Genomic DNA, 11,357 nt, shown 5'->3' with positions numbered 1-11,357 from the left:
AGCTTGCATCGTATAGACGCATGATTAGCTTCGTCAATGTCGTTTTTCCGGCACCATTGTAACCAACGATTGCAATTTTCTCACCTGGCCTAATGCTGAAATTAACATGATGAAGAATACGCGGCCCGGATGGACCATATTGGAACGATAACTCTTTTAGCATTAATCCAGTAAACTTATCCGGCACAGGCAGTGGATCTTCAACTTCCTTCAGAGCGTTCTTTTGCTCCAGGAAACTTCTTAACTTCTCGATGTACAAGCTGTTTTCTTGCATCTCACTGATGAGCGTCGTCATATATTGCATGTTGCCTTTTAGACGCCAAGATGAATTCAACAGTGTAACTGCGCTTCCATAGCTTAACGTTCCTTTCACTAATGTCATAAAGACAACATAAGTCACATACAGGCCACTCAAAATCAACTCATTAAAAAAATACTCTGAGGTGAAATTTAACCAGAACTGCTTTTTTGAACGTTTTTTAACAATCCCGTGCATTTCTTTATGCGTATCGGAGAAATCTCTAAAAAATTTCTCCTTGATGGAATAGAGTCTTAATTCCTTCGCGTAATCAGCCAAGTAAAACAAGCGTTTCAAATAGATTCGTTTACGATCCTTTTCGTTAAGCTCCATTCTCATTTTGTACCTGATTTTATTAGCGATCATGTTGACAATCAGCGTTAGAATGAAAGACGCGAGCACAAATAGCAAACCAAGCTTGTCAACAAACAAGAAAAAGCTTATAGAGGTTATAATAACCGTGACGGATCGGCACAATTTTCTAATGTTGTTTATCGTAGCATCAATTCGATTATGGGCATCATTGGCGCTCCAAACATAATCATTATAATAAACAGGATCATCATAGTTGGCCAAATCGGTGCTAATCGCTTTTTCGTAGAGATCCATCCTTATTTTTTGATACAGCAATTCCTTTCCTTTCGGTTCAACGCTTTGAAAATAGATGCTGTCCAGCACAAAGCAAATTGCGATAAACAAAATTGTAAGTCCGATATATAGAGCAACGGTAGAGAAGGAAGTTCCATATTGAACGCTGTCGAATACAAACTTAATCAAAATGACATGCTCAATAAAAATTTCGATTTCCTGCAAGCATGCATACAAGCATGTAAAGATGATATAGTTGCGGGAATGGCGCAGCCCGTATTTCATAATAAACCAATTATTTTTAAGGACCCTAGTAAAGCTATGCTTATTGGGCTTCATGCAGATTCACCACCCCTGCCAACTCTTCTTGATCAACATACTTTTCCGCTTGCTTTAAGAATAGCTCCGCATATTTCCCCTGCAGCTGCATCAATTCCATATGCGAACCAGACTCTCTGATTTTGCCATCCTCCATGAAATAAATACGATCTGCAAGCATAGCTGAGGACATGCGATGAGAAATAATAACAACAGCTTTATCCTTGCAGGCTTCCATCATACTTTCAAAAATTTCATATTCCGCAATCGGATCCAACGCGCTCGTAGGCTCATCAAGCACGAGGATTTCAGCCTGTTGCGCAAAGATTCTAGCTATCGCAATCTTTTGAAACTCGCCGCCTGATAAAACAACCCCGTGTTCATCAAACTCCTTCGTGAGCATCGTATTTATTCCCTCCGGCAACGAGGCTACCTTATCATAAACTCTGCTTTTCTTGAGAGCATCTATGACGAGCTTGCGGTCTGCTTCGGAAACCAAATCACGCATAAGCACATTCTCTGCAATCGTCATCGAAAAAATCTTGAAATCCTGAAATATGGTTCCATACATTGAGCGGTATGACAGGAGATCAAACTCTTTAATATTTTGGCCATTCCATAATATTTCGCCGTCAGTAGGATCGTACAATCGCATCATGAGCTTGATTAGCGTTGATTTGCCGGCGCCATTATGGCCGACTAAAGCAATTTTCTCGTTCTTATTAACTTCTATCGTAATATCGCGAATAGCAGCCTCAGCTGCCCCATCATAAGTAAAGTTAATATGCCTAAATGTTAATTTCTGTATTGGCGGCGCAATTGCTTTAACTGGACCGGCATGCTCCTCGATTTCGGAAACATAGCTTAAAAAGGTTTTTAAATTTTCAATGTAAATGCCGTTTTTATTAATTTCTACAAAACTATCAGACAATCGGATGAGCGACCACGCACCACCAACCATTGCGCTTCCCAGAACGATAAAGGAACTGATAGAAATCGACTGCTTGACAATAGCCAAATAAGCTCCATACAACAGAACCCCTTGGAATATTAGTGTAAAGGTTGTAAATATCTTGAAAAAGGAAACAACTCCTGCTTTGACTCGATACTTATGAACGACCGAAATGGCACCGTCATACCCTTCTATATAGGTGTTTCTCAGAACTGAAAATATGCGGGACAGACGGATTTCCTTGGCAAAGTGGGATAAATAGATGACACGGTTGACATAATCCATTTTTCGTTGATAGGGTACCCGTTCATTATTTTGCTGAAACTGAATTCGGTTAAGCTTTTTTCCAAAATAAAAATTTCCGAAAATAGGCAATAAAGCAAACCATACCACCCATGGGTCAATGGCGTACATCACGGCAAATATGCTAATCGTTGCGAGCGATACGAATATCACCCTTGAGAGATTTTCAAGAACAGCGCTGACTCTTTGATCGGCTTCTTGAATGGCTTTTGTATACTTGTTATAAAACTCATAATCCTCAAAACATTTCAATTCTACGGATGCTGCCTTCCGAAAGAGAATGAGATACAGCTTCTCATATAACTTGAGATCACTTAAGGGTTTGAAGCGAATTTCATACCAATTGTCCAGTAAAATTAAAGCAAGTATCAACACTAACGTCATAATTATGAAATGGATAATTTGCTGAAAGTCCCTTTCGATTGAAATAGACTCAATGAGGTACTTCATGAAATATACAGAAAAAAACACATTGCCAATCATTCTACCGGCTTGAACTGCAAAATCCGCCAGCACTCTCTGTGGGTGCATACTCCAAGCTAATCTGAACACAAATAAGTTATTGGCAATAATCACTTTAATATGTTGAAATGTAAGGTTTATCTTTTCCAAGGTCGTTTTTTTCCTCTCTGTATCGTAAAGAGCATGTAATCAGCCTTTTGAGAAAAGCTTCTCAAAATAAATTAGTAATTAAAAATGTACAACAGGGAAGAATGGGAAACAACCCCACAAAACCTATGTATTGTGAGTTATTAATAGAAATAGAGAAAACGGTTTTTCAATTAATCCCGTTTTTTCCGTGCTCGATATTGCTGTGGCGTTACGCTGACAATTCTTTTGAACAAGTTCGAAAAGCTTCCTAAGCTGGTATAACCTATACGCTCTGCAATGTCTGTAATTTTGTATTCGGTTTCTTCCAGCAATCGTTTGGCCTCTTGGATTCGTTCCTGAATAATGGCATCCGACAAAGATAACCCGGTCTCCTTCTTGAACAATCTGGATAAATACGCCGGGTTCAGATAGACATGGGCAGCCATTTCCTCCCGGGTAATCTCCTGGTTCAATCGTGAACGAATGTAATGTCTAATCTTGGTAACCACAGCAGAAGATACTTTGTTGCTTACCGTGAGAAGTCGTAYGGTTGCCTTCAGGCAGCATCTCGTCCATTGTTGCAGGGCATCCGAGTGCTTGGGATAGCTTTCCTTATCTATCAAGCTCTTTAATTCGGCCGACTTGTGAATAGATAAGCCTTTTTGGGCCAATATGGTGTGAATAATGAAGAGGATACCGTGGATAAACTGATGATGAGATTCCTTTGTCCATGTATTTCCTTCATTACTCCAGAACCATTGCTTCACGCGGCGATCCAGCTCTTCTAACTCACCAAGCTCCATAATAGTGGACCACTCCGCAAATAAGCTTAGTGGAGCTACAGCCTGCAATTGATTCATGCTTTTTTCCATAGGAGTAGAGGCAGGCATGAATACTTGCCGGGAGCGTGTTAAATTGTGCTGCTCTCTCTCTGTCACATACGTGTAGGCGCTAACGATCTCCGGTAATACTACCGTCGGGCTAATATAAATAGATAAGGAGCATTGAAGAAGCCGTTCGCACTCGTTCAGAAACTGACGGCAATTGTGATTAAGCACGCTGCTAATAGAAGTTTCTTCACTTCTCACATATACGATCGCCAGATTGAGCCCTGTATGATCCTGAAATACAACACCTTCCAGCTCTAGCAGAAGCAGTTCTCCAGCCAAATTGCGAAGCGCGTATTCCATAATGGCTTCATCCCGCGCGCTCAGATTATCTTTCCATTGCTCAAGTCCAAACAGAACCAGGATATAACGATCATCAGGCTTCATCGACAACCCACAAGTTTGTGCGGATCTTTGCAGCGAGTCCGGGAGCAGTGATGCCCGCTGACTAAGGATGTCCTGCCAGAAGCGTTCAACCAATATAGGCAGCTGATGTTCCCATTTTCTTCGATAGTCCTGCATCAGAGCTTCAAACTTTTTTTGTTCTTTTTGCCTTCCTATCTCTGCAAAAGCATCGCCCGCCACTTTCTTCAACTGCTCATAATCGACCGGCTTCAGCAAATAATGGAACGCTCCATGATGGATGGCGCGCTGGGCGTACTCAAAGTCCGCATGACAAGTAAGCATAATCGTCAAAGTGTACGGCGAATGCTGCTCCACCCAGGCCAACAAATCCAAACCGCTGCTCCCCGGCATTTCGATATCGCAAATTAGCAAATCAATAGTAGTGTTCCTTAGCACCTTCAACGCATGATCCACGTTCTCCGCCAAACTAATGTGCGTAACGCCCAGCACGCTCCAGTTCACGCCTTGCTGCAAACCGAGCAAAGCAAAATATTGGTCATCAACAATTAAGATTCTATACATACGATGATCAAAGCCTCCTTTGCATAGGCAATTTGATATTCACTATTCCGCCGCCCTGTGGATCATTGCTGAAGGCTATATTCGCGCGTCCATCATAGAACATAATCAAGCGTCTGCGCACATTCCATATCCCCAGTTGACGGTCTGTGGGCTCTTTTTCATATAAGCCAAGGTTAAGCATGACCAATTGCTGCTCGGAGAATCCAGGTCCAGAGTCGCGGATTTCGATGGCCATGCATGAATCCCCTTCTTTACTCGTTTCTTTACTTACCGTGACGTTGACTTCAAAATGCTTGGCATTATTAATAAATCCATGCTTCATAGCATTCTCCACGAACGGTTGTACAAGCAATGGCGGCACAAGGACGTTCTCAAGTTCCTTGGGCACCCGTTCGTGAAAACTCAGCTTGTTCGGGTACATAACCATTTGGATTTCCAGGTAGTTTCGGATATGATTAAATTCGCTAACAAGCGTAATCCACGCATCGTTGGTGCTCATGATGAACCGGAAATAGGAGACGAGGTGGCTGATCATCTTTTTAATCAGCGAATACTTCTGAAGCTCTACAAGATGGAAAACGATATTTAAGGAATTCATGAAAAAATGGGGATTAATCTGGGCCTGAAGATGCTTAAGTTCGGCTTGCTGCACTTTCATTTGCTCTTCATATACGAAGATTTTTAGATTACCAATTTGTTCAGCCATCCGATTGAACTGTTGTGTAATCAGTTGGAACTCCTTGGATTTCTCTTCCTTTAAACGGTAATCCAGCTGTCCCTTGCCAAGTATGCGCATCCCGCTTGCCAACTGCTTAATGGGTTTAAATACAAGCCGGCTTAATAGAAAGAACAATACAACTAGAATGACAACTACCGCTATGGGAATGACCTTAATTACGCGTTGGAACAGAGGCAGCTCGTCCAGCAGCAATTCTTCGTCCAATAAAATGAAAACGTTGAGATCCGAAAAAAGAGACGGTTTGCCTACGAACAAATAGCTGCTGCCGTCGCTAAGTCGAATAGAAGCGCTAGAGCGATTCGATTGATCGTTCAGATGGCTGCGGATTCGGACAAGATCCTCATTAGCGAATTGCCCCCACAATAGATGCCCCTCTTTGGATATAATGCCGATTTTCTCGTCGCTCTCTACAGACTCCAACCGGATTAGAGGCTGAGCTAAGGAGTCAATGCTGACAAGTACACCGATGAGCAGCCTTCCGCTTTTATCCGGAAGTGCCTTAAATAAGACCGGCTCGCCGCCGACGTTAATGATTTCCCACTTCAAGGACGTCGGGAGCTTGAACTTCTTCAGCCGAGCGGACAGACCGGCACGGATAGCCTCCTTCTCCTCGTAATACTCCTTTTGACTGCTGAGGAATAGCTCCTCCCGGTCAAGATGATACACGAATACACTGCGAATAATAGAGTAGTAGCTAACATCGCTATACCATTGATCCATTAATTTTCTGATCGATAAATAATAGTTTACACTGTCTGGGTCGCTCTCCGAGTATAGCTCGAGCAGCATGCTTTCATTTGCCGTTCGCAGCAAATAAGTACTGGTCTGTTCCAGCAGCTCATCAAGAGCGCCTAAATGAAGGGTCAACGTGTCCGATGCGGATTTCGCTACTTTCTCGCGAACAATATTTGTGGAATAAATATTGGTGTAGTAAAGAAAGAAAAAAAGTGGCGCCACTAATAGCAGGACGAGTGCGCTTACTTTAAATTGCAATGAAAGTCCCACAGTTCCACTCCTTTGCCTAGTATATGAACGCCCATGCGGCACGAAAGGGGAAAGACCATTTCGGTCTTTCCCCTGCCTGCTTATGACTGCTTCGCCTTCCACTCATCGTACTGCTTCTGAACTTCGGCGCGGATTTTCTCGATACCGTTGGCCTTTAGCTTGTCGTTGTATTCTGCCAATACCTTGTCGGCATCCAAGCTGCCCGTTTCAAGCAGCGGACGATATTCCTTGATAATATTGCTGACGACGGACACCTCTGTTTTGACAGCGTCCGTATTGAAGTTGAAGCCAAACGACCTTACTTTGTGAGCTTTTTCGTTATAGGCTTTGAACTTCTCCCATTTGTCCGAGCTTTCGCCTTCCCACAAATAAGTGAGGGTCTGATTCCCGAACATCCACTCGATCCCCGGCGCCCACCCCGTATCCGCACGGGTAGCAATGCCATCTTGCAGCTTAATGAAATTATCCTTGCCCTCCACCTTGACATATTGCCGTCCTTCCACACCGAAATCGATCAGGTTTACAATATGTTTGTCGGTATGGAGAAGGTTCAGAAGCATCATTGTCCGCTCCGGATCAACGGATGTGCGCCCGATCGCCATCATGGAATTGCTGACGCTGGCTGTACTGATCTCGGGATCATTCCCTTTAAGCTTGACGAGTTCGATTCCCGTGGCGCTGGAATCTTCCTTGTCCGAATCGGGTTTATCGGAACCGAACTTCATCCAAGTTTTGCCCGCCTTCAATGCGTCTTCGGCGCTCGTTTTGGTCGTTGCGGCATCTTGGTTAATGAAACCCTTTTTGAACCAGTCGCTATAGAGCCTCATCCTGTAAATAGCCGCATCGGACTCCATCGAGCTGATGATCATCTTATCTGTCTTTGTATCCAATACGATTCCAGCAGGTGCTCCGGCTACAAGCTCGTAACGGAAGTTTTCTTCCATGCTTGGCTTTGTTTTGTCGAAGTAGCTCAGCGTATCGGAACCACTGCCTGAGAGCCAGATAGGTGCAAGGCCGGGTTCCTTATCCTTAATGGTTTGAAGCCACGGCTCTAAATCTTCCAGTGTGTTGATGGAGTTGATATCAAACCCGTATTTATCAATAAGATCTTTCCTGAACATAATCGTGTGGCTCTCGCCGATTTCTTTGTTGGTTGGGATCGCGTAAATTTTCCCATCTACTTTGCCGCCATCTAGAAAACGAGGATCCAGCGTCTCCATAATCCCTTGTCCGTATTTGGCCAACAAATCGTCCAGCGGAAGAAACGCCCCTTTGGTTACGTTGTTGGAAAAATCTGCCCAGTTCGGAGCAAAAGTCAAGTCTACTTGCTCTCCGGATTGGTAGGCAAGCGCCATCTTCTCAGACCAGGAAGACCAAGGCAGTCCCTGAAAGTCGATTTCGGCGTTGATTTTCTCTTTCAAGTATTTATTGATTTCTTCTACAACTGCCTTGGAGTCGTTTTGCGGAAAATTGCCTACCGTATATACTTTGAGCTTGCGGTAGGTGGATATATCGGGATTGCTTGATCCAATATCCTCGGATGGCTTGCTTGTTGACAGCGGTTCTGCATTAGGTGAACCGGATGATCCTGAATTGGTGCTGCAGCCTGACATGACCAGCATAGTCGCGGTTACCCAAGCAAGCGCCATGCCCCACCCTTTCGTTTTCTTCATTTCTTGAACCCCCTATAAATTTTCATATATTCTAACCGGCCGTTAAGCCAGAGCTAGACGAATTAACCTTTGACAGCTCCAATGGTGAGCCCCTTGGTAAAGTACTTCTGAAAGTATGGATAAACGAACAGGATGGGACCAATGGAGACGACTACCATCGCCATCCGCAGACTTTCCGTTGGTACCGATTGCTGCACAAGCAGTGCTACTCCACTCCCCGCCAATTGATTTTTGAAAAACTCCGCTTGGCGAATCATTTGAATCATCACATACTGCAAAGAAAACTTATCGATATCATTAATGAACAACAAGGAGTTGAACCAATCGTTCCAATACATCAGCGTCGTGAACAATCCAATGGTTGCCAGCACCGGAAGTGAAATGGGAAGCACAAGCTGGAAAAAAATTCGCCACTCCGACGCTCCATCCAGCTTGCCCGATTCAATCATCTCTTCCGGTATCGTTTGCTGGAAAAATGTACGAGCAATGAAGATATAAAACGCGTTCGAAAGGCCTGGAAGGATAAGCGCGACATAAGTGTCCTTCAGATCCAAATAGTTGACGTACAACAGATAGAAAGGGACAAGCCCACCGGAGAACAGCATCGTAATCAAAAGATAAATATTAAAGGTTTTTTTAAACGGAAAATCTTTGCGAAAGATAGGATACGCATATAACGCAATTAACAACACTGCCAGCAAAGTACCAATAAAGGTAACAGATAGGCTAACCCCATAGGCCTTCATGAGAGTAGACGAATTGGCAAAAAGATAGTGGTATGCAGATCCATCGAACTCGTCAGGCCAGAACTTGTAGCCCTTTAACGTTAGAAGCTTTTCATTTGAAAACGAGATGGCGACGACCAGCAGGATCGGCAAAATGCAAGCGAGACTGAATGCGATGAAAATCATATGAAGCAATATCGCAGCTAGCTTAGACACCTTTTGGTACGGTTTAACGTTCGTTGCTTTGTTCATTTTGATTCTCCATTCTAGAAAAGTGCCGTGTCGCGATTAAGCTTACGAGCCAGGCTATTTGCTCCGATAACAAGGAAAAATCCAACTACCGATTGGTAAAAATTCGCTGCGGAGGACATTCCCAAGTCATTGAGCTGAATCAGTCCTCTATAGACATACGTATCGATGACATCCGTCGTGGAGCGCAATGCGCCTGAGTCGAGCGTAACATGATAGAATAATCCGAAATCAGAGCGGAATAAGCCGCCCAAATTCAATATTGTCAGAATGACCATCACGGGAGTCAGGAGCGGAATTGTAATTCGGATGATCTGCTGCCACTTGCTGGCTCCATCCATGACAGCTGCTTCATACAGCTCCTCGCTGATGCCAGTTATTGCTGCCAAGTAAATGACGCTCCCTATGCCGACGGAATGCCACATTTTCGTTAACCACAGAATATAAGGCCAAGCCTCCGGGTGCATATAAGCATTAAATGAAGAGTGTCCGAACAAAGGCAAAACGTATTTGACCAGGAAACCGTATTCGGGGTGCAGAAAGGCGTACACGATATAGCTAACGACGACCATAGACAAAAAATTCGGCATGATCATCACGGTCTGATAGAGTCGCGATGCAAGCCTGGCACGTACCTCATTAACGGCAATGGCGATCGCAACGGAGAGAATAAGACCGGTCACAATAAAGACAACATTGTAGGCGACCGTATTAATCGTTACTCGCCACGCATCGGAAGTAGCGAAGAGAAAACGGAAATTGTCGAGCCCTGCCCACGGACTGCCCATAATTCCATCGATGTAGTTAATGTTCTTGAAAGCAATGAAAACGCCAAACATGGGAATATAACAATTAATGAAAAAAACGATGCTTGTCGGCAGCAGCATAAGCAGCAGCACGCGATACTTCACAATGTTCCGCAGCAAACGGACGTAGCTCCTCTGTCGCTGTGAATGTGCTTGCTTAGCAGAAAAATTTACAGTTGATGGAATGGACATAGCATTTAACCTCACTCTATTTCAATAGGATAGATTTATTATAATGAAGTTGGAAATTGGAATTCTCTATCCCAGGTGATCTCATTTATTAGAAAGTTACCTCTTAACCTGATTTCCAAATATCATCCTCGTTGTCTATTCTTCGTGTATCGTCTTACAATCAAAAGCGGAACAAAACATCACAAAAGCATCACCTTAATAAGGTGATGCTCCGATTGTTGAGAATCCAAATTGTCATGATGCCATGTTTATTATTTCACTCGTGTACATCTAAGAGATTAGTCGCTAGACAGGCTATCTAAAAATGAGTTGGGAAAAATGGTATAAATCGTTTTTCCAAACCGGCCAATCGTGGCCGCCGCTCTCCTCGTACCACATATGGGGTACATCGTTCCTCTCCAAATAGGCATGTGTCCGGTCGCTGACATGCTTAAGATTGTCCATAAGTCCGCATGACAACCAGAGCAAACTCAGCTTAGCCGCCGCATCTTCCGGATTCGGGACAAGCAGCTCGGGTTCCTTCGTGTTTGGCGCAGAGGAAAATCCTCCAATCCAAGCAAAATGATCTAGATTGCCTAATCCAATATTGAGCGATTGTCCTCCTCCCATCGATAAACCGGCTAGAGCACGGTTCTCTCTCCTCGTTAGAACCGTATAGTTCGATTCCACATAAGGGACGAGATCATTAAGCAAATCGAATTCGAAATCCTCGAACGCCTTTAATTTCTCCGCGTCGAACAAATTGCCCTCCGCCCGGTCGTTCTGCATGGCACGGCCGTTAGGTAGAACCACAATCATGCGCGCAAGCTTATTGTCTGCATACAGATTATCAAGAATCACTTGCGGACCCGCATGATTGTACCATTCCTCTTCGTCTCCGCCGATACCATGCAATAAATAAAGAACGTTATATTCCCCTTGACCATCCGGGTAACCTGGAGGGATGTAAATCATCGCTCTGCGCTTGCTTCCTATTGTCTTAGAGAAATATTCAACCGCTTCAATTTTGCCGTGGGAAATATCATCCCTGTACTGGTCATACCCGGTCGGAACGGCACGTCTTAGCAAATCATAGTGAATTGGACTCATCCTTTTTCCTTCCCC

8 protein-coding genes are annotated in these 11,357 nt (G+C 43.9%); all 8 read right to left on the bottom strand.

Going from position 1 to position 11,357, the window contains the following annotated elements; genetic code table 11:
* The coding region (locus tag AB4Z17_RS14025) for an ATP-binding cassette domain-containing protein (protein ID WP_441960343.1) at nucleotides 1-1,225 on the bottom strand (1,225 nt) is incomplete at its 3' end.
* A complete protein-coding gene (locus AB4Z17_RS14020) occupies nucleotides 1,212-2,843 on the bottom strand; it encodes an ABC transporter ATP-binding protein (protein WP_441960341.1) in 1,632 nt (543 codons plus the stop codon). The genes AB4Z17_RS14020 and AB4Z17_RS14025, both read right to left, overlap by 14 nt.
* Nucleotides 2,844-3,241: 398 nt before the next feature.
* The gene (locus tag AB4Z17_RS14015) at nucleotides 3,242-4,864 is read right to left on the bottom strand and encodes a response regulator transcription factor (protein ID WP_441960339.1); all 1,623 of its coding nucleotides are present in this window, start codon (nucleotides 4,862-4,864) and stop codon (nucleotides 3,242-3,244) included.
* A 7-nt stretch (nucleotides 4,865-4,871) separates the two neighbouring features.
* The gene (locus tag AB4Z17_RS14010; RefSeq protein WP_441960337.1) at nucleotides 4,872-6,608 is read right to left on the bottom strand and encodes a sensor histidine kinase; all 1,737 of its coding nucleotides are present in this window, start codon (nucleotides 6,606-6,608) and stop codon (nucleotides 4,872-4,874) included.
* A gap of 80 nt (nucleotides 6,609-6,688) precedes the next feature.
* Nucleotides 6,689-8,281, bottom strand: a complete 1,593-nt coding sequence (locus AB4Z17_RS14005) for an ABC transporter substrate-binding protein (RefSeq protein WP_441910303.1) — start codon at nucleotides 8,279-8,281, stop codon at nucleotides 6,689-6,691.
* A gap of 62 nt (nucleotides 8,282-8,343) precedes the next feature.
* Nucleotides 8,344-9,258: a carbohydrate ABC transporter permease gene (locus AB4Z17_RS14000; RefSeq protein WP_441960335.1), complete on the bottom strand. Its 915-nt coding sequence runs from the start codon at nucleotides 9,256-9,258 to the stop codon at nucleotides 8,344-8,346.
* 14 nt (nucleotides 9,259-9,272) lie between these two features.
* Complete coding sequence (locus AB4Z17_RS13995) at nucleotides 9,273-10,181, bottom strand: ABC transporter permease (RefSeq protein WP_441910305.1); 909 nt, start codon at nucleotides 10,179-10,181, stop codon at nucleotides 9,273-9,275.
* Between the two features lie 366 nt (nucleotides 10,182-10,547).
* Nucleotides 10,548-11,342: an alpha/beta hydrolase gene (locus AB4Z17_RS13990; protein WP_441960334.1), complete on the bottom strand. Its 795-nt coding sequence runs from the start codon at nucleotides 11,340-11,342 to the stop codon at nucleotides 10,548-10,550.
* Between the last annotated feature and the right edge of the window lie 15 nt (nucleotides 11,343-11,357).

The organism is Paenibacillus sp. TAF43_2 (assembly GCF_052113545.1).
In the GTDB taxonomy this organism is placed as follows: Bacteria; Bacillota; Bacilli; order Paenibacillales; family Paenibacillaceae; genus Pristimantibacillus.
The sequence above is the reverse complement of the archived record's forward strand: the minus strand, read 5'-3'. Positions and strand labels throughout refer to the sequence as shown.